The following is an 18,905-nucleotide window of genomic DNA, read 5'->3' on the forward strand; positions in this document are numbered from 1 at the left end:
TCCGGGCGCCCAGTGAAACGGTACCCCGGTGGGTACCCGATAGCATGGAAACCTTTCGTCACACATGCTGTGGCGCCCTGGCATTCCTCTTGCGCTGGAGCCCGAATGAACCCTACGAAGTCCTCCCTCCGCATCTCGCGTCGCGCATTCAACGGCCTCGTGGCCGGCGCTGCGGTGCTGGGCGCGCCTGCCTTGCGCGCCCAGTCGGGCAACCGCATCGTGCTCGGCCAGTCGGCCGCATTCACCGGCCCGGCGGCGCAGCTCGGCATTCAGTTCCATGCCGGCGCGAAGCTGTACTTCGATGCCCTCAATGCGCAGGGCGGCGTGGGTGGTCAGCGCATCGAGATCGTGCAGATGGACGACGGCTACGAGCCTGATCGCTGCGCCGAGAACACCACCAAGCTGCTGGCCGCGGACGTGTTCGCGCTGTTCGGCTACATCGGCACGCCCACCAGTCTGGCCGCGCTGCCGCTGGCCACCAAGGGCCAGGCGCCGTTCGTGGCGCCGTTCACCGGCGCCATGGGTCTGCGCCAGCCCTTCAACCGCCTGGCCTTTCACCTGCGCGCGTCCTACAACGACGAGACCGCGCTCATCGTGCGCCAGCTCACCAACCTCGGCCTCAACAAGATCGCGGTCTTCCACCAGAACGACAGCTACGGCAAGGCCGGCCTGGACGGCACCACGCTGGCGCTGGCCGCGCGCAGCCTCAAGCCGGTGGCCACGGCCACGGTGGAGCGCAACTCGGTGGACGTGGCCGCGGCGGTGGCCACCATCACCGCGGCCAAGCCCGACGCGGTGGTGCAGATCAGCGCCTACAAGTCGTGCGCGGCCTACATCCGCGCCGCGCGGGCGGCCGGCTACGGTGGCACCTTCTACAACGTGTCCTTCGTGGGCACGCAGGCCCTGGCCGACGAGCTCGGCAAGGACGGCGCCGGCGTGGTGGTGTCGCAGGTCGTGCCCACGCCGTACAGCGCGTCCAAGCCGATCACGCGCGAGTTCCTGGAACTGATTGGCAAAGGGGGCAACAAGGTCCAGCCGAACTTCTCCAGCATGGAGGGTTTCCTGTCGGCCAAGCTGTTCGCCGAGGGCCTGCGCCGCGCCCCGGGCAAGAACCTCACGCGCGACAGTTTCATCAGCGGCATGGAAGCGATCGGCGACCAGTCCTTCGGGGGCTTCCAGGTGTCGATCAGTCCCAACGACCACGTGGCCTCGCGCTTCGCCGAGCTGTCCATGCTCACCGGCGACGGCAAGGTCCGCACGTGACGCCGTAGCGTTCAGCGGATCGCCGCGTAGCGCTGCTCCATCTCCTGGCGCATGGTCTTGCGCAGTGCGGCCGCAGCGTGGCGGCGGTGTTCGTCCGGTGTCGCCGGCGTTAGCGGCGGGACCGGCTGGGGCTTGCCCGAATCGTCCATCGCCACCATGGTGAAGAAGCAGCTGTTGACATGGCGCTGCGCCTGCGTGCGGATGTTCTCGGCCAGCACCTTGATGCCCACCTCCATCGACGAGCTGCCGGTGTGGTTCACCGAGGCCAGGAAGGTCACGAGTTCGCCCACATGGATGGGCTGGCGGAACATCACCTGGTCGACGCTGAGCGTGACCACGTAGGCGGCGGCGTACCGGCTGGCGCAGGCGTAGGCGACCTGGTCGAGCAGCTTGAGAATGGTGCCCCCGTGGACCTTGCCCGAGAAGTTGGCGGTGTCGGGCGTCATCAGCACCGTCATGCTGAGCTGGTGTCGGGGCAGTTCCATGGCAGGGGCCTTGTGTCGTGGTCCGGAAATCTCAGGTGGGCTCGGCCTGCGCCGCTGCCGCGGCTTCCTCGGCCAGCGCGGTCATCGCGCGCAGGCCCTCGGCCTCGGTGCGGTACATGTGCAGGCGCGGATTGTCCTCCAGATGGCCGGCCATTCGCAGCACGTTCTCCACCGGCAGCTTGATGCCGACCAGGTGGAACTCGATGCGGCGGTCGTCGAGTTGTTCGCGCACGCGGCCGAAGGCCTCGACGCCGGTGGCGTCGATCCAGTTGATCGGGTGCGCCACCAGCATCACATGGCGCGTGCCCGGGTGGGTGGCCACGTGCTCGGTGATGGCGCGCTCGAAGCCGTTGGCGGTGGCGAAATCGAGCGCGGCGTCCATGCGCAGCGCGTACAGGTCCGGCGCCAGTGGCGGCAGCTTCCACAGGTGGCGGTCGCGCAGGCTGCCGTCCGGGTGCAGGCCGACTTCGATGATGCGCGGGTGCAGCCGCATGAACAGGAAGTGCGACAGCGCCATCAGAACGCCCGCCAGCACGCCCCAGTACAGGCGCGGAGCGGCCAGCACCGTGACCGCGAACGTGACGCCCGCGGTCACGGCTTCCACGCGGGAGATCTTCCACAGGTGCAGGAAGGCGCGCGGCTTGATCAGGCCCATCACCGCCACCAGCACGATGGCCGCCAGCACGGCCAGCGGCACGTGGTGCAGCATGGGCACGAACAGCAGCAGCGTGACCACCACCACCGCCACCGAGAAGACGGTGGCCCATCCGGTGCGCGCACCCGCGTACAGGTTGAGGGCCGAGCGTGAGAACGAGGAACTGGTGGGGAAGGCGCCGCTGAACCCGGATGCCAGCTTGGCCAGGCCCTGGCCGATCAAGTCCTGGTCGCGGTCCCAGCGCTGACCCCGCTGGCCGCTGTCCACCTTGGCGCTGGAGGCCGTTTCCAGAAAGCTCACCAGTGTGATCACGAGCGTGGGCAGCACCAGCTGGCCCAGCGTGCGCCAGCCCGGCCATTCCGGCAGGTAGAGCGCCGGCAGGCCCTGCGGCAGGCTGCCGATGACCGCGCCGCCGCGCGCCTCGAAGCCGGTGGCGGCGCTGACGGCCGCGCTGCCCACGACCACCGCGAGCACGGTGGGAAAGCCCGGCCGCCAGCGCCGCGCGAGCACCAGCAGCGCGAAGCTGACCACGCCGAAGGCCAGGGCCGGCCAGTGCACCTGGAGCTGCGGCAGCGCATCCCAGTCGGTGAACCCCAGCAGAGCCGGTAGCTGCGAAGCAATGATGAGCACGGCCGCAGCCTGGGTGAAGGCCATGAGCACGGGCGAATTGACCAGGTTGAGCAGCCAGCCGAAGCGCGCGAAGCCGAGCACGATCTGCAGCAGGCCCGAGAGCAGGGCCAGCCACACCGCCAGCGCGATCCACTGCGCGCTGCCGGGTTCGGCCAGGCCGGTGAGCGAGGCGCCGACCAGCAGGCAGGTCAGGGCGGTGGGGCCGACGGACAGGCGCGGCGAGGCGCTGAACAGCACCGCGATCAGTGCGGGCAGCAGCGAGGCGTAGATGCCCGTGACCAGGGGCATGCCGGCCAGCGCCGCGTACGCCACCCCCTGCGGTATCACCATGAGACCCACCGTGAGCCCGGCCATGGCCTCGCCACGCAGCAAGACCGCGTCAGGGCGCGGCCAGGCCAGGAAGGGCAGCAGTCGTCTCATTCGGCTCATGCGCCGATCGTACTTGGGTCGGTGTGCGGGAAGCCGCGCAGCGGCGCAGCGGGGAGCACCCTACCTCTGCGGCATGTCCTTCGCGGAGTAGCCGAGGCTCACCGTGGCGTCGGCCGGGATTGGCGGCACGGTCTCGTTCCAGGCCAACCATTGCGCGCGCATGCGCTCCAGCCGCTCGGGCTCGCGCGGGGCGAGGTTGGCGCGTTCGCGCTCGTCTTTCGCGATATTGAACAGGTATTCGTGGCCATCGACCTGCAGGTACTTCCAGTCGCCGTCGCGCAGGGCGCGCTGGCCGCGGTGGTTCATGCGCCAGTAAAGCGGCCGCTCAAAGCGCCGCGAAGGATCGCGCAGCACGTCGAGCACGCTCACGCCGTCGATGGGCCAGTCCGGGTGCGGCTGGCCGCCCCCGGCTTCGAGCAGGGTGGCCGACCAGTCCATGCTCATGCAGTGCTGTGTGCTCACCGTGCCGGCCGGGATCGCGGCGGGCCAGTGCGCGATCCAGGGCACGCGGATGCCGCCTTCGGTCAGGTCCATCTTGCCGCCCACCAGCGGCCAGTTGTCCGAGAAACGCTCGCCGCCGTTGTCGCTGGTGAAGACGACCAGCGTGTCCTGGTCCAGCCCGTGCTCGCGCAGCGCGGCCATGAGCTTGCCGATGCCTTCGTCCATGTGGTGAATCATGCGACGGTAGGTCTGCACGTCGCCACCGTGCAGGTGGAACAGGTTTTTTGCCACGTCGCTGGCCACGTGCGCGTCGTCGCGTGTTTCCCAGGGCCAGTGCGGCGCGGTGTAGTGCAGGCTGAGCATGAAGGGTGTGCCCGCCTTCGCGTCGGCCGCGCGCTGGTGCACGTGGTCCACCGCGCGCTGCGAAAGCACGTCGGTGAGGTAGCCCACCTCGTGGTGCTCGTCCTCGTCGATGTAGAGATCGTGCTCGCCGCTGGACGAGCAGTGGGTGAAGTAGTCGACCCCGCCAGCCATGATGCCGAAGAACTCGTCATAACCCGAGCGGCGCGGCCCGAACGCCGGCGGATAGCCCAGGTGCCATTTGCCGATGAGCGCGGTGTGGTAACCGGCCTGTTTCAGCAGCGAGGGCAGGGTCGGCACCTCGGGCGGCAGGCCCAGCGTGGTGCTGCCCTTGCTGCGGCTGTTGATCGGCTCTTCCATGGCGCCACGCAGGCGGTACTGGTAGCGCATGGTGATGAGGGCGAAGCGCGTGGGCGAGCACACGGGTGAATTCGAGTAGCCCTGGGTGAACTTCATGCCGCCGGCGGCCAGCCGGTCGATGTGCGGGGAGACCGCGCCGAAGTCGGCCTCGCGCCCGCCGTAGCAGCCGAGGTCGGCATAGCCGAGGTCGTCGCAGACGATGTAGATGATGTTGGGACGTTTCGATGTCATGAATGCCTGGATGTCGAGGGGGCTCAGGGCTGGTAGCCCGATTTTTGTACCACGGGGGCCCATTGCGCCCGGTAGGCGTCGAGCATGGCGCGTGTCTGTGCGGGCGAGGCGGCGACCGGCGCCATGCGTGCTTCCTGAAAGCGCTTGACGGTCTCGGGGTCCTGCATCACGTCGCGGATGGCATTGCCCAGCTGCTCCACACGGGCGGCGGGCATGCTCGCGGGCGCGAAGAAGGCGTTCCAGCCGTCGGCGGTGATGTCCAGGCCGGCCTCGCGGAAGGTCGGGATGTCGGGGGCGAAGGGCGAACGTTTCGCACTCGAGACCGCCAGGATGCGGATCTTGCCCGCCTCGTGTTGCGGCAGCAGGGTGTCGAAGGTGTCGAAGGCCATCGGCACCTGGCCGCCGATGAGATCGGCCGCCAGCGGACCCGAACCCCGGTAGCCCACCACCTGGGCCTTCACGCCGGCCTTCTCGCCCACCATCAGGCCGAAGAAGTGCGGCAGGCTGCCGGTGGCGGGCACGCCGAAGTTGGCCTGGGAGGGGTTGGCGCGCAGCCAGGCCAGCAGGTGGTTGAGTTCGCGCACCGGCACCCCGGCGCCCACGGCCACGCCGAACTCGTAGCTGCTGGCCTGCGCCACCGGCTGGTAGTCCTTGTCGGGGTCGTAGCCGGTGTCCTTGAACACCAGGGGTGCGACCACCATCACGGCCGGGTTGCCCAGCAGCAGCACGTTCTGGTTGGCGGGGGTGGTCTTGACCTGCTGGGCGGCCAGGCGCCCGCCGGCGCCGGTCTTGTTCTCCACGATCACGGTCATGCCCAATTTCGGCCCGAGCTTGTCGGCCACCAGGCGCGCCACGCGGTCGGTGGAACCACCGGGTGCGTAGGGCACCACCAGGCGCAGCGGGCCGTCCAGTGGCTGGGCGTGCGCCGGCAGGCCAACGGCCGTGGCAAGGGAGGCGGTGGCAAGCAGCAGGTGTCGGCGGGTCGTCATGGCGTGTCTCCTGAAGGGGCTGGCGTGCGGGTGTTCCCGATGCGGCCCACCATGCTATGCAGGGACAATCAATTGCAGAAATCAATCATTGCGGGTGTTTTCCCTGAGGGTAGGGCCTGTTCACACTATTCTTCCAGGATGCGTTGCGGATCAAAAAGGCCATGCGCAAGGCGCGAAACGCAGCCGGGGTTTGCCCCCGGCAAGGCTTCGCAACGCCGCGCATGGCCTTTTTGGCCGCAACCCGAAGGGAATGGGGTGGAAACAGCGCCACTCTTCGTTGCACGCCTAGGCCAGACGCCCGGTCTGGCCGTCGTCGCGCACCTCGATTGGCGCTGTTTCCACCCCATTCGCACTTGGAAAAATAGTGTGAACAGGCCCTAGTTCCATGTCCGACGCCGACCGGCTTGCACATCCCCTGCACCAGGACGACCTGTTGCTCTACCGGCTGTACCGCCTGCACGTCACGGCCGGCAGGCTGGTCATTCCCATGTGCGAGTCGGAGTTCGGCATCACGCGGCGCGAGTGGCGTCTGCTGTCGTTCCTGGCGGAAGGCGAGGGGGTGCTGTCTTCGCAGCTGGCCGAACATGCCATGCTCGACCGGGCCCGCACCTCGCGCACGCTCACGCGGCTGGCGGCCAAGCAGCTGATCGTGCGCCAGCCGCGTCCCTCTGACCGGCGCGAGGTACATGTCTACCTGAGCGAGCAGGGGCGGCGCCTGTACGACGCGATCCACCCGCGCGTGATTGCCATCAACCGCGAACTGGTCGCGGGCCTGACAGACGCGCAGCGAAAGGTGCTCGATGCGGCGGTGGACGCGCTGCAGGCGCAGGCCACCCGCATGCTGGCGGCAAGTGCCGGAGCCGGCGTTGCGCGCGACGACACGGCGTAGCGACGGGGTCGCCGCCTATACGCGTTTTTCCCGAGAAAATACCCTCCCGGGTTGTGCCGCCGCCCGCAACAATGGCGTGCCGCACTCCTCGAAGGAAGCCATGCCCAACCCCCGGTCAGCGAGCCCCTCATGAACGCCCGCCGGCGCAATCTGGTCGCGCTCGTGGCCGCCATGACCGTGCTGGCCACGGGCCTTCTCTGGTGGCAGTCCGACCGCGCGCAGGCGCAATTGCGCGAACAGGTGCTGACGCAGGCCGAGCAGCGCAGCCTGCAACTGGCCGACGCCATGGGTGGCCAGGTCGAAGCGCTCATTGCCAGCGTGGACGTGGCGCTGCAGGACCTGCGGCGCGAGTGGCTGCTGGACCCGGAGGGCTTCGACCCGATGGCGCGGGTGGGCCTGGCCACCCTGCCGCCGGGCATGGTCACGCACCTGTCGGTCGCCAATGCCGAGGGACAGGTGGTGTACGACAGTCTGGGCATGCGGGGTGAGACCCACGTGGGGGACCGCGAACATTTCCAGGCCCAACGCGACGGCGGCGGGGTCGACCGCACCTACATCGGCAAGCCGGTGCATTCGCGCATCGCGAAGGAGTGGACGGTCGTCATCAACCGGCCGATCCTGCGGGACGGTCGTTTCGACGGCACCGTCAACCTGCTGGTGTCGACGACCTATCTCGCGGGGCGGCTGGCATCGCTGCAGCTCTCCGACAAGGATGTGGTGAGCCTGATCGACCGGCGCGGCAACTTCCTGGCGCGCAGCCGCGACAACCTCAATGCCATGGCCTCGCGCGTGCCCTCGGACCGGTCCTACCTGGTGTATCCCGAGCAAACCAGTGGCATCTACCACGTCAGCGGCCTGCTCGACGGCATTCCACGCACCTATGGCTGGCAGCGCCTGGCCAATACCGGCCTGATCATGGTGGTCGGTCTGGCCGACGCGTCCGTGCTGGCGCCGCTGGCGCCGGCCCTGGCCCGCAGCCGCGCGGTCGTCTCCTTGCTCTCGGTGTTGCTGGTGGCGCTGGGCGCGGTGGTGATGGTGTTGCTGTCCAGGGTGGCCCGGCACGAGGCGGCGGTGGCCGCCAGCGAGGCGTTTCGCGTGCGCCTGTTCGAGAGTTCGCACGTGCCCACCGTGGTGATCGACGCCCAGAGCGACCGTTTCATTGACTGCAACGACGCCGCGCGCCGGATCTATGGCTACAGGTCGCGCGCGGACGTGCTGGGAAAAACGCCCATGCAGGTGTCGGCGGCGGTGCAGTACGACGGCACGCCGTCGTCCGAGAAGGCACGGCACTACATGCAGCAGGCGCGGCGCGAGCAGAGCATCGTGTTCGAGTGGCTGCACGAGCGCCCGGACGGTACGCGGTGGGATGGCGAGGTTCACCTCATGAGCTTCGAGTCCGAAGGACGCGTCCTGATGCAATTCACCCTGCACGACATCACCGCGCGCAAGCGCGCCGAGGCGGCGCTGCGCGAGAGCGAGGTGCGGCTGAAGGAGGCGCAGGGGCTGGCCCGCATCGGCAACTGGCAGCGCGATCTGGTGGGCAACGTGCTCACCTGGTCGGACGAGATCTACCGGATCTACGAGCTCGATCCGGCGCAGAAGCCTGCATTCCGGCAGATACTCTCGGTCGTGCATCCCGACGACCGCGAGCTGGTGACGACTGTGTACAACGAGTCCGTGCGCACGCGCCAGCCCTACGATGTGGTGCACCGCTTGCTCATGAAGGACGGGCGCATCAAGCACGTTCGCCAGTGCGGATTTTCCCAGTACGAGGGCGACCGCGCGGTGCACAGCACGGGCACGGTGCAGGACGTCACCGACCTGCGAACGGCCCAGGAGTCGCTCAAGCGCCTCAACGCGGAGCTGGAACACCGCGTGGCCGAACGCACGCGCGAGCTCTCGGTGCTCAACCGCGAGTTGGAGGCGTTTGCCTACAGCGTCTCGCACGACCTGCGCACGCCGCTGCGCAGCGTCGACGGTTATGCCAGCCTGCTGGCCGACGAGTTCGGCGAGGACCTCACGCCCGAGGGCCGCTCCTATGTCGAGCGCATCCGCAAGTCGGCGCGGCGCATGGGGCAACTGATCACCGACATGCTGCGCCTGGCCCACCTGAACCGCGCGGAGTTGCGGCACCAGCCGGTCAACCTGAGCGAGATGGCGCGCCTCGTGGCGGCCGAACTCGTCGCCAGCGACCCGAACCGGCAGGTGAGCTGGCATATCGACGACGGCATGACGGCCTTCGCCGACCAGGGGCTGATGCGCGTGGTGCTGCAGAACCTGCTGGGCAATGCCTGGAAGTACACCGCGCAATCCGCCGACGCGGTGATCGCGTTTACGCAGATACCGCGCAGCGACGGCTTGCTGGAGTTCTGCGTGCGCGACAACGGTGCCGGCTTCGACATGGCCTATGCCGGCCAGTTGTTCGAGCCCTTCAAGCGCCTGCATGCGCACCACGAGTTCGAGGGCACCGGCGTGGGCCTGACCACCGTGGAGCGCGTGATCGAACGCCACGGCGGCTGGGTGCGCGGCGAGGGCGTGGTGGGCGAAGGCGCGGCGTTTTTCTTCACGCTGCCTGCGCGGGAGACACTGCGCTGAGTGCGGCACAATAGCTGTTCCCGACGGCAGCTCGGGCGCGCCTCGGGCGCGCCGCGGTGCCGGCCCTTGCTGACAGTCCCGGAACACACCACCCGCTCAGCGGGTTCAAGCCCGCCGCCCACAGCGCGCACCCTGGCTTGCCGGGCGCACCTGACACATCGGGCCACCGCCTCCGTCTTTTTCCTCACCACGGGCAGGTGCCCGCGCCCAAGCCTTCGGGCCTGCTCCGCAGGTCGAACCCCGCCGTTTCGTTGTTGCGCAACGCCCGGCCGCGCGGAGCCATCACCCGACACTCTCTGGAGGCGCCCCATGCAGCTCAATGTCTCGGCCGGTCCTGTCCTGGTCGTCGTCAAGCGCGACATGTCCGGACCGCCAATGTTCCCCTGAGGAGGCTTGCCCTATGACGTTTGAACTGTTGCTGGCGCTGGGCAAGAGCTTTCTCTTTGTTTTTGCTGCCCTGCTGCCGATCCTCAACCCCGCGGCCACCGCCCCGATCTTTCTCGGTCTGACGGCGGGCGCAAGCCCGTCCACGCGCGCGCTGCTGGCGCGGCGCATCGCGCGCAACATGTTCGCGCTCATGGTGGGGTCGATGCTGATCGGCTCCTACGTGCTCGACTTCTTCGGCATCTCGCTGTCGATCGTGCGTGTGGGCGGCGGCCTCATCGTGGCGTCGGCCGCCTGGCGCCTGCTCAACGCCAGCCACGCCAGCGAGGACCGCCGCGCCGCGCTGGCCGAGGCGTTCACGCCCGAGCACGCGCGCAACCAGGCGTTCTACCCGCTGACCTTTCCCGTCAGCTGCGGTCCGGGCTCGATCGCGGCGGCCATCACCGTGGGCGTCTCGCTGCACAACGACAGGCTCGCCATCTCGCTGGCCAACATGGGTGGTGGCGTGGTCGCGCTGTTTGTCATCGGGGTGGTTCTCTACCTCGCGTTCCGTTACGCCCAGCGCCTGCTGCGTCCGCTGGGCGAGGCCGGCACCATGATCTTCCTGCGCCTCTCGGCCTTCATCCTGCTGTGCCTGGGCGTGCAGATCGTGTGGGACGGTGTGAGCGAGTTGCTGCGCGGCTTGCTTCTGGCGTGAGGCCTGTTCACGCCTGTGTTGACAGGCCCTAACCCGCTGGTCGCCGCAGCGCCTTGCGGGCCTGGGCCACCATGGGACGGATCAGGCAGCCGTGCGCATGGTCGTTGATCAAGCCCATCGCCTGCATGAAGGCGTACACCGTTGTCGGGCCCACGAACTTCCAGCCCCGCTTCTTGAGGTCCTTGGCCAGCGCCTGCGAGGCGGATGAGGTGGAGGCGGTCTGCGGCGGCCCCAGGTCCGCCTCGTCGGGCTCATGGCGCCAGAAGTAGGCCGCCAGCGAGCCTTCGCTCTGGACCAGTTCCCGGGCCATGCGGGCGTTGTGGATCACCGCCTCGATCTTTCCGCGATGCCGCACGATGCCGCTGTCGTCCAGCAGGCGCGCGACATCGCGTTCGTCAAACCGCGCGACGCGGTGAAAGTCGAAGCCCTGGAACGCCGCGCGGAAGTTCTCGCGCTTGGCCAGGATCGTGCGCCAGCTCAGGCCCGACTGGAAACCTTCCAGGCACAGTTTCTCGAACAGCCGGCGGTCGTCGGTCACCGGAAAACCCCATTCGGTGTCGTGGTAGTGCAGAAACTCGGGCGCCGCGGCGCACCAGCGGCAGCGCGGTTGGCCGTCCGCGCCGGGAAGGGTCGTGCTCATGCTTCCCGCGTGGTGCCATGCGCCAGCACCACACCACCCTGGCGGTCCTGAAGGCTGCCCGCCAGCAGGAACACGCCGTCTTCAAACCCTTGCCGCAGCCATGCCTGATGGTCTGCCATGTGCTGCTGCGCCGAACCCGGGTTGGCGGAGAACCGGAGAAAAACCACAAACATCATTTCCTCCCTTTTGATGACGAAGACAGAGCACGGCGGCGCGGCGCTGCCGCCGCCGTGGCCGTTGCGCCGGCGGGCGCGCAGGACGCCACCCAGGCGCGCATCTGGTCCACCTCGCGCAGCACGAAGGCCCGGTCGCGCAGCGCCAGGGCCAGCGTGGCCACACCCTGGCTGCGCGCGAGCAGGTGCATCGCGAGGGCGTCCGCGTTCTTTCCGTGGCCCATGCGGACGAACTGCTCGCGCAACCATTCGCGGAACAAGTCCAGGATCGCGTTGGCGCCCTCCTGGGCCTCGTGGCCGAGCCTGGCCAGCTCATTGCACAAAGTGCCCACGGGGCAGCCGTGGCGCATGATGCTGGTCTGATTCCGGACCAGCATCTCGATGAATGCATACAGGCAGTCCTGAGGTGTCGCGCTGTCGGCTTCCCACTGCGCCAGCATCGCGCGGGTGCGCTCCAGTCGCGCGGCGATCACGGCGTCGAGGATTTCGTCCTTCGACTTGAAGTGGTAGTAGAAATTGCCGCGCGAGATCTGCACGGCTTCCGCAATGGTGGCGAACGAGGTGTGCTCGAAGCCTTGCTCATGGAACAGGGTGTCCGCCGCCTGGACGATGTGGTCGCGTGTGGTGGTCATGAATTCTTCACGATTTGGACGGTTGTCCTATGGGTCGGCGAGACTTTAGGTCAACTGTCCTACGATGTCAATTCACACGTCCGGCGCTGGTGCGGCACGCCGTGGCCTGCAGTCGTTGGGCGCGCGCGGCACCGTCACATGAGCACGTCGCGCAGGGACGCGTCCTTCTCGAACTGCGCCTTCGCGAACGGGCACAGGGCGATGACCTTCGTCCGCGTCTCGCGCGCCCAGGCCACCAGCGCGTCCAGCAGTTGCCGCCCCGCGCCCTGGCCCTTGAGGCTCTCGTCCACCTCGGTGTGGTCGATGATGATCAGCGTGGGGCTGGTGCGGCTGTAGGTCATTTCGGCGAGGCGTTGCCCGCCCGGCTGGACGAAGAAGGCTCCCTTGGAGGCGTTTTCCTGATGCTGGATGGCGTGTGGCATGGTGTGTTCGATGAGGACGGTTGGTGGAAGGGCAGACTATCACCGCAGCCCAGGGGGCGCCAGAAGCGACGAAGCCCGCAACGCCGGTGGTTGCGGGCTCCGTCGGGTGCGCGGGCTCTGAGCGGTCAGAGCTTCGCCGAGGTGATGTAGCTGTCGTAGCGCCACTCGGAGAAACGGCTCCACAGGATCTGGTCGCGCTGGAAGGCGCGCATGTCCTGGTGGATCCTCCTGAACTCGGGCGACTTGGCCTCGTGCGCGGCGAACACCTCCTTTGCGGCCTTGAGACCGGCGTCCATCACGGCCTTGGGGAAGGCCACGAGCTTGGTGCCGCCGGCGACCAGGCGCTTGAGCGCGGCGGGGTTCTGCGCGTCGTACTTGCCGGTCATGTCGCGCGCGGCCACGGCGCCGGCGGCGCGCACGATGGCCTTGTTCTCGGCCGACAGCGCATCGAAGGCCTTCTTGTTGATGAAGAACTCGAGCTCGGCGCCACCTTCCCACCAGCCGGGGTAGTGGTAGAAGGGCGCGACCTTGTTGAAGCCCAGGCGCTCGTCGTCGAAGGGGCCGACGAATTCGGTGGCGTCCAGCGTGCCTTTTTCCAGGGCCTGGTACACCTCGCCGGCGGGCATGTTCTGGGCCACGACGCCCAGCTTGGCCATGGACTCGCCGAACAGGCCGCCGCCCATGCGCATCTTCAGGCCCTTGAGGTCGGCCACGGTCTTGATTTCCTTGCGGTACCAGCCGCCCATCTGCGTGCCGGTGTTGCCGGCGCTCATCGAGACGATGTTGTAGGGCGCGTAGAAAGCGTCCATGAGCTTGCGGCCGTTGCCGTGCTCCATCCAGGCGTCCATGTGGCGCGCGTTCAGGCCGAAGGGCACGGCGCAACCGAAGGCGAAGACGGCGTCCTTGCCGGTGAAGTAGTACGACGCGGTCTGCGCCATCTCGATGGTGTTGTCCTGCAGGGCATCGACCACGCCGAAGGCGGGCACGAGGTCACCGGCGGGGTGCACGGACACGTCGAACTTGCCGCCCGAGAGGGCCTTGACGGTCTCGGCGAACTTTTCGGCCGATCCGAAGATGGTGGGCAGCGACTTGGGAAAACTGGAGGCCAGGCGCCAGCGCACGGCGGCCTGTGCATGCACGGCGGGAGCGATGCCGGAAGTGAGAACGCCGGCGATGCCGGCGTTTTTGATCAGGGAACGACGATCCATTGAAAAACGACTCCTGGGGGATGAGGACGGAAACAAAAAAACACCGGGCCATGGCGGCCGGTCGGGGTATGCTACCCCGTCGGGCATCTCCTTGCGCGCCTGCCGATATTCCCCGAACGGATCGTTCACCCCTGCAGCAGGGTCGCCAGGTCGAAGCTGCTGCGGTGCCCGAGATCGTGGCCGTGTTCGCGCAGCCAGCCATCGGCCGCGTCCCGGCCCAGCCCGTGCAGTCGCGACAGGAACGACCATTGCGTCTGCGTCTTGCTGCCCGCGCCCAGGGGTGCCAGGGAGGCGCCGCCGTCGATCAGGTGCACACGCAGGCGCTGCACGCGCCGCAGCAAGGCGGGGCCACCGGCCTGCGGCGCGTCGCCCGCCATCTGCTTCATCAGCGCGAGCGTGCGCAATTCCTTGAGCAGGCTGGCGTTGAAGGTCACCTCGTTGACGCGGTCCAGGATGTCGCTCGCGCGCGTGGGAACGCTCTCGCGCTGCATGGGGTTGATCTGCACCAGCAGCAGGTCGTCGGCGCGGGTCTCGTTGACCAGCGGCAGCAACGATGGGTTGCCGGCGTAGCCACCATCCCAGTAGGCCTCGCCGTCGATTTCCACCGCCTGGAACAGCAAGGGCAGGCAGGCCGAGGCCAGCACCATGTCCGCGGTGAGTTCATGCTGACCGAAAATGCGCAGGGCACCGGTGCGCACCTGGGTGGCCGCGACGAACAACTGCGTCTTGTGGCAGCGGCCCACGCTGTCGAAGTCGATCGTCTCCAGCAGGATGTCGCGCAGCGGGTTGAGGTTGAGCGGGTTGAGCTGGTAGGGCGAGAGCTGCTGCCCGAAGGCATCGGCGGCGCGCCGGATCGGCTCGGTCCAGGGCTGGATCCAGGGCGCGAACCAGTCGTGGGCCGGGCCCATCATGGCGCCCAGCGGGCTGGTTTGCAGGTGGTGAAAGGGCGAGAGTTCCGCCACGCGGGTCCAGAACTGGCGCAGCACGCGCCGCGCGCCTTCGCGCCCGCCGTCCATGAGGCCGGCCGCCAGGGCCACGGCGTTCATGGCGCCGGCGCTGGTGCCACTGATGGCGGTGATCTCCAGCGACTCGTCCTCCAGCAGGCGATCGAGCACGCCCCAGGTGAAGGCGCCGTGCGAGCCGCCGCCTTGCAGCGCGAGGTCGATCGGGCGAATGCCGGGGCGGGGTTGCCGGACGGTGGTGGCGGTGCGGGGGCGAGGGGAAGCGGGCATGTGCTGGCGGTCGGTGGGTCTGCAAGGCATTGCACCATGGCCCGGGCCAGTCTGCACCGTCTGGGACAATCGCCCTTTGCCTTCGCCACGCGCATGTCCACCCCCACCCTCGAGTCCGCCCCCCTGTCCGCCGACGATGCGGTGCCCGCCAGCGGCCCGCTGGCGCGCGAAGCGCTGGCGCTGGCCGCGTTCGACCACGTGGTGGCGCACGCGCCGGGCTACCGCGCGCGGCCGGGGCAGCGCGAGATGGCGGCGCACATCGCTCAGACGCTCTCGGGGGTGAGGCTGGGCGACGGCGCGGTGGCGAGCGACGCGGCGCTGCCCGACCGCGGCATCGCGGTGGTGCAGGCCGGCACCGGCGTGGGCAAGTCGGCGGCCTATGCGTCCACCGTGATCCCGCTGGCGCTGGCGCAGCAGAAGCGCGTCATCATCAGCACCGCCACCGTTGCGCTGCAGGAGCAGTTGATCGCCAAGGACCTGCCCGCGCTGGCGGCCGAGCTACCCGAGCCGTTCAGCTTCGCGCTGGCCAAGGGGCGCGGGCGCTATGTGTGCCGCCTCAAGCTGGACCAGTTGAGCGGCGGCGATGCCGCGAGCGCGGACCTGTTCGAGAGCGACGACGCGGCCAGCGGCGACACCGACGCCGGCGCCGGTGCCGCGGCCCAGGCCACGAGCGCGCTGGCATCGGCGGCGGCCTCCGCGCGCTGGCAGGAACGCGGTCGGCAGTACACCACCTGGGCCAGCGCCCTCGACGGCGGCACCTGGGACGGTGATCGCGACCGCCTGGACGACCCTCCCGACGGCGCGCTCTGGGCCCCGGTGGCCGCCGAGCGCCACACCTGCACCGCACGCCACTGCCCTAGCTACCACAGCTGCAGCTACTACCAGGCGCGCGCCCGGCTGGCGCAGGCGCAGGTGATCGTGGTCAACCACGACCTGCTGCTGTCCACGCTTGGCCTGCACGCCCTGCCTGCGCCGCAGGACTGTTACCTCGTGTTCGATGAGGCGCATCACCTGGGCGCGGTCGCACAGGGGCAGTTCACCGCCTCGATGGACCTGATGCGTGGCCAGTGGCTGGACAAGCTGCCGCGCGCGGTGGACGAGGTGGCCAGCGCCATCGAATACCGGCCCACGATCGACATCGCCGCATTTGCCAGGGAACTCAAGAGCGCGCAGAACGAGCTGGCGCGGCTGGCCATGCAGCGCATTGGTGCGCTGCCGGCCTGGCTCGACCTGACGGGCCGTGCCGCGGGGCGCGCGCCCGCGCGCGGCGGCTTCTACGACGCGGGAGCCCCGGTGGTGGACCGCTTCGACGGCGGCATGCTGCCGGCTGACTGGCTTGAGGTGGTGGCGAAGCTGCACGCCAGCGCCAGCTGCCTGCTCAAGGTCTTCGAGGCGCTGGCCACACAGCTCAAGGCCAATGCACGCGACAACCCGGGCGACGCCGCGCGCTGCGCGAAGCTCTACAGCCGCCTCGGCGTGCTGGCGCCGCGCCTGCAAAGCGCGCAGGAAACCACCGCCTGCTGGCTGCAGGACGCAGGCGACGGCCAGCCGCCGCTGGCCAAATGGCTGGAGGCGGGCGTGAGCCACGGCCTGGTCACGCTCACGGCACACGCCTGTCCGCTGCAACCGGGCAGCCTGCTGCGCAACCATTTGTGGAACCAGGTGCGCGCGGCGGTGGTCACCTCGGCCTCGCTCACCACGTGCGGCAACTTCGATCACTTCCTGCACGAGTCCGGCCTCGCGTTCGACGGCGCGGTGGCCGCGCGCGAGGTGCAAAGCCCCTTCGATCACGCGAACCAGGGCCGCCTGGTGGTGGTGCAGACGGCGGCCGATCCGAAGGACGTGGACGGCTACACGCGCGAGATGCTCGGTGCCCTCATGGCCGACCTGCGCGAGGTGCACCGTGGCGCCCTGGTGCTGTTCACCTCGCGCGCGCAGATGCGCCAGGCGCAGGCGCTGCTGGAACGGGGTGAACACGGGCCGTTGCGCGAGCGCGTGCTGGTGCAGGGCGAGGCCTCGCGCGCCGTGCTGCTGCGCCGCCACGCCGCGCGGGTGGCCGATGGCCAGCCTTCGGTGCTGTTCGGTCTACAGTCCTTCGGGGAGGGGCTGGACCTGCCGGGCGTGCTGTGCGAGTGGGTGTTCATCACCAAGCTGCCCTTCGCTTCGCCCAGTGACCCGGTGGGCCAGGCGCGCGCCGACTGGTTGAAGAGTCAGGGCCGCGACCCGTTCAGCGAACTCGTGGTGCCCGCCACCGGTGCGCGCCTGCTGCAGTGGACAGGACGCGCGCTGCGCAGCGAGACCGACGAAGCCGTGGTCGTTTGCTACGATGCCCGGCTGTTGCGCCAGTCCTATGGCAGGCGCATGCTCAAAGGCCTGCCGCCCTACCGCCTGCAGCGCCGCCAGGATGGCGTGCTGAGCGACGTCTGAAGTTCCCCCAACACGAGATCACCACGCCATGTTCTTCGCCACCCTCAAACTGGTCCACCTGCTGGCCGTCATTCTGTGGGTGGGCGGCATGGCCTTTGCCCATTTCTGCCTGCGCCCATCGGTGCAGTCGCTCGAGCCGCCGGTGCGCCTGCGCCTGCTGCACGCGGTGCTGGGCCGCTTCTTCTCGCTGGTGATGTGGGCCATCGTGCTGGTGCTGGCCACCGGGCTGTGGATGATCGGTCGCGCGGCAAAGGAGTCGGTGCAGGCCGGGCTGGGTTTCAACATGCCGCTGGACTGGTCCCTCATGGCCACGCTGGGCATCGTGATGATGGCCATCTTCGGCCATATCCGCTTCGCGTTGTTCCGGCGCCTGTCGCGTGCGGTGGCGGCCAGTGACTGGGCTGCCGGCGGCGCTGCCATGGCGTCCATTCGCCTCTGGGTCTTCGTCAACCTGTGCCTGGGCGTCGCGATCGTCTGCCTGGCGGTGCTGATGGGCTGACGCCGGGGCCACGAGGATCGCGCCGCGTCGCATCCCTAGGCTGTACGCCCGCTTGTTCCCTCTGCCTGCGCGGGTCATTCTCGATGCCGTCGCCACCACCCGGTGGCCACAACATCGAGGACCCACGCATGACCACATCCTTCCCTTCCCTTCGTGGCGAAAAACCACAGACCGTGCTCGTCCTGCAGGGCGGCGGCGCCCTGGGGGCCTACCAGTTCGGTGTCTATCAGGGGTTGCACGAGGCCGGCATCGAGCCCGACTGGGTGATCGGCACCTCGATCGGTGCCATCAATGCCGCCCTGATCGCCGGCAACGCACCCGAACACCGGCTCGAACGCATGGAGGCTTTCTGGGATCGCGTGACGCACCAAGGGCTGTCGACCTGGCTGGCCGACGTGTTGCCCGACTGGGCCCATGCCCAGCACAAGCTGGAGGTGGTGCTTGGGGGACTGTCCGGGTTTTTCCGGCCGAACTGGCTGACCTGGGGAGCCGGCCGGTCCGAGCCGGGTGGCGAGACGCCGTCCTGCTACAGCACGCAGCCCTTGCGCGAGACGCTGTCGGAATTGCTCGATCCGTCGCTGCTGGCGCGCGGACCGACCCGCCTCACCGTGGGTGCCGTCAACGTGCGCACGGGTCAGATGCGCTATTTCGACAGCCGCCATGAGGTGGTCGGCATCGATGCGGTGATGGCCTCCGGGGCCCTCGCGCCGGCCTTCGCGGCGGTGCATGTGGACGGCGAATCCTATTGGGATGGCGGCCTGTACTCCAATTCACCCATCGAGGTGGTGCTGGACGAGCATCCGCGGCGCGATGCGCTGATCTTCAGCGCACAGCTGTGGCGCGCCGAAGGAGCCCTGCCGCAGAGCCTGCCCGCCATGGACGAGCGGCTCAAGGACATCCAGTTCGCCAGCCGCGCCGACAGCCACATCGAGCGGCAGCGCCAGCTGCACCACCTGCGCCATGTGGTGTACCGGCTGATTGACGCCTTTCCCGAGGAGCACCGCGGTCATCCGGTCCTCCAGCGGCATCGACACCTTGCGTGCGACGCCGTGATGCATGTGGTCAAGCTGCGCGCGCCGGTGCTGCCGGGTCAGGATGGTGCCAAGGACATCGACTTCAGCCGCCAGGGCATTGCCGTGCGCCATGCATCGGGCCTGGCCACCGCGCGCGCGGCACTGGAGAGTTGCCCGTGGAACGACGAGCGCGGCCTGTCCGAGGGGATGTGCGTGCACCAGATCGACGCCGTGGCGCGCTGAGCCCGTGC

General features: G+C 68.7%; 17 protein-coding genes. 7 read left to right on the top strand and 10 right to left on the bottom strand.

The window, feature by feature from the left end:
* The first annotated feature begins 105 nt into the window (after nucleotides 1-105).
* Nucleotides 106-1,263, top strand: a complete 1,158-nt coding sequence (locus tag AB7P10_RS08570; RefSeq protein WP_428293426.1) for an ABC transporter substrate-binding protein — start codon at nucleotides 106-108, stop codon at nucleotides 1,261-1,263.
* An 11-nt stretch (nucleotides 1,264-1,274) separates the two neighbouring features.
* Here AB7P10_RS08570 and AB7P10_RS08575 read toward each other — a convergent pair whose 3' ends face one another.
* The 4 genes from AB7P10_RS08575 to AB7P10_RS08590 are packed head-to-tail and all read right to left on the bottom strand — an operon-like array spanning nucleotide 1,275 to nucleotide 5,843.
* A complete protein-coding gene (locus tag AB7P10_RS08575; RefSeq protein WP_428293427.1) occupies nucleotides 1,275-1,748 on the bottom strand; it encodes an acyl-CoA thioesterase in 474 nt (157 codons plus the stop codon).
* 31 nt (nucleotides 1,749-1,779) lie between these two features.
* Nucleotides 1,780-3,462 carry a SulP family inorganic anion transporter gene (locus AB7P10_RS08580; protein ID WP_428293428.1) on the bottom strand — a complete coding sequence of 561 codons (1,683 nt, stop codon included), beginning with the start codon at nucleotides 3,460-3,462 and terminating at the stop codon, nucleotides 1,780-1,782.
* A gap of 60 nt (nucleotides 3,463-3,522) precedes the next feature.
* Nucleotides 3,523-4,854, bottom strand: coding sequence for a sulfatase family protein (locus AB7P10_RS08585; protein WP_428293429.1), 1,332 nt, complete (start codon nucleotides 4,852-4,854; stop codon nucleotides 3,523-3,525).
* A gap of 23 nt (nucleotides 4,855-4,877) precedes the next feature.
* Nucleotides 4,878-5,843 carry a Bug family tripartite tricarboxylate transporter substrate binding protein gene (locus AB7P10_RS08590; RefSeq protein WP_428293430.1) on the bottom strand — a complete coding sequence of 322 codons (966 nt, stop codon included), beginning with the start codon at nucleotides 5,841-5,843 and terminating at the stop codon, nucleotides 4,878-4,880.
* 385 nt (nucleotides 5,844-6,228) lie between these two features.
* Here AB7P10_RS08590 and AB7P10_RS08595 point away from each other — a divergent pair, with 385 nt between their 5' ends.
* The 3 genes from AB7P10_RS08595 to AB7P10_RS08605 all read left to right on the top strand — a co-directional run bounded on the left by AB7P10_RS08595 (nucleotide 6,229) and on the right by AB7P10_RS08605 (nucleotide 10,408).
* Entirely contained in the window at nucleotides 6,229-6,732 is a 504-nt protein-coding gene (locus AB7P10_RS08595) for a MarR family winged helix-turn-helix transcriptional regulator (protein WP_428293431.1), read from the top strand.
* A gap of 129 nt (nucleotides 6,733-6,861) precedes the next feature.
* Nucleotides 6,862-9,327 (top strand): sensor histidine kinase, encoded by a 2,466-nt coding sequence (locus AB7P10_RS08600; protein WP_428293432.1) that lies wholly within the window; start codon nucleotides 6,862-6,864, stop codon nucleotides 9,325-9,327.
* Nucleotides 9,328-9,727: 400 nt separating this feature from the next.
* On the top strand, nucleotides 9,728-10,408 hold the full coding sequence (locus tag AB7P10_RS08605; RefSeq protein ID WP_428293433.1) for a MarC family protein: 681 nt from the start codon (nucleotides 9,728-9,730) through the stop codon (nucleotides 10,406-10,408).
* A 28-nt stretch (nucleotides 10,409-10,436) separates the two neighbouring features.
* On the opposite strand, the gene AB7P10_RS08610 is transcribed toward AB7P10_RS08605, so the two are convergent.
* The 6 genes from AB7P10_RS08610 to AB7P10_RS08635 all read right to left on the bottom strand — a co-directional run bounded on the left by AB7P10_RS08610 (nucleotide 10,437) and on the right by AB7P10_RS08635 (nucleotide 14,715).
* Entirely contained in the window at nucleotides 10,437-11,048 is a 612-nt protein-coding gene (locus AB7P10_RS08610; RefSeq protein ID WP_428293434.1) for a DNA-3-methyladenine glycosylase I, read from the bottom strand.
* The gene (locus tag AB7P10_RS08615; RefSeq protein WP_428293435.1) at nucleotides 11,045-11,167 is read right to left on the bottom strand and encodes a hypothetical protein; all 123 of its coding nucleotides are present in this window, start codon (nucleotides 11,165-11,167) and stop codon (nucleotides 11,045-11,047) included. Before AB7P10_RS08615 ends, AB7P10_RS08610 begins: the two co-directional genes overlap by 4 nt.
* 53 nt (nucleotides 11,168-11,220) lie before the next feature.
* The gene (locus tag AB7P10_RS08620; RefSeq protein WP_428293436.1) at nucleotides 11,221-11,853 is read right to left on the bottom strand and encodes a TetR/AcrR family transcriptional regulator; all 633 of its coding nucleotides are present in this window, start codon (nucleotides 11,851-11,853) and stop codon (nucleotides 11,221-11,223) included.
* Between the two features lie 134 nt (nucleotides 11,854-11,987).
* On the bottom strand, nucleotides 11,988-12,275 hold the full coding sequence (locus AB7P10_RS08625; protein ID WP_428293437.1) for a GNAT family N-acetyltransferase: 288 nt from the start codon (nucleotides 12,273-12,275) through the stop codon (nucleotides 11,988-11,990).
* Between the two features lie 125 nt (nucleotides 12,276-12,400).
* Entirely contained in the window at nucleotides 12,401-13,483 is a 1,083-nt protein-coding gene (locus AB7P10_RS08630) for a TRAP transporter substrate-binding protein (RefSeq protein ID WP_428293438.1), read from the bottom strand.
* Nucleotides 13,484-13,608: 125 nt separating this feature from the next.
* On the bottom strand, nucleotides 13,609-14,715 hold the full coding sequence (locus tag AB7P10_RS08635; protein WP_428293439.1) for a patatin-like phospholipase family protein: 1,107 nt from the start codon (nucleotides 14,713-14,715) through the stop codon (nucleotides 13,609-13,611).
* Between the two features lie 93 nt (nucleotides 14,716-14,808).
* Between AB7P10_RS08635 and dinG the strand changes: the two genes are divergently transcribed.
* The 3 genes from dinG to AB7P10_RS08650 all read left to right on the top strand — a co-directional run bounded on the left by dinG (nucleotide 14,809) and on the right by AB7P10_RS08650 (nucleotide 18,897).
* On the top strand, nucleotides 14,809-17,142 hold the full coding sequence (dinG, locus tag AB7P10_RS08640) for an ATP-dependent DNA helicase DinG (RefSeq protein ID WP_428293440.1): 2,334 nt from the start codon (nucleotides 14,809-14,811) through the stop codon (nucleotides 17,140-17,142).
* A 28-nt stretch (nucleotides 17,143-17,170) separates the two neighbouring features.
* On the top strand, nucleotides 17,171-17,641 hold the full coding sequence (locus AB7P10_RS08645; protein WP_428293441.1) for a CopD family protein: 471 nt from the start codon (nucleotides 17,171-17,173) through the stop codon (nucleotides 17,639-17,641).
* Nucleotides 17,642-17,769: 128 nt separating this feature from the next.
* Complete coding sequence (locus AB7P10_RS08650; protein ID WP_428293442.1) at nucleotides 17,770-18,897, top strand: patatin-like phospholipase family protein; 1,128 nt, start codon at nucleotides 17,770-17,772, stop codon at nucleotides 18,895-18,897.
* Nucleotides 18,898-18,905 lie beyond the last annotated feature (8 nt).

Source organism: Hydrogenophaga sp., assembly GCF_050182545.1.
Taxonomy (GTDB): Bacteria; Pseudomonadota; Gammaproteobacteria; order Burkholderiales; family Burkholderiaceae_C; genus Hydrogenophaga.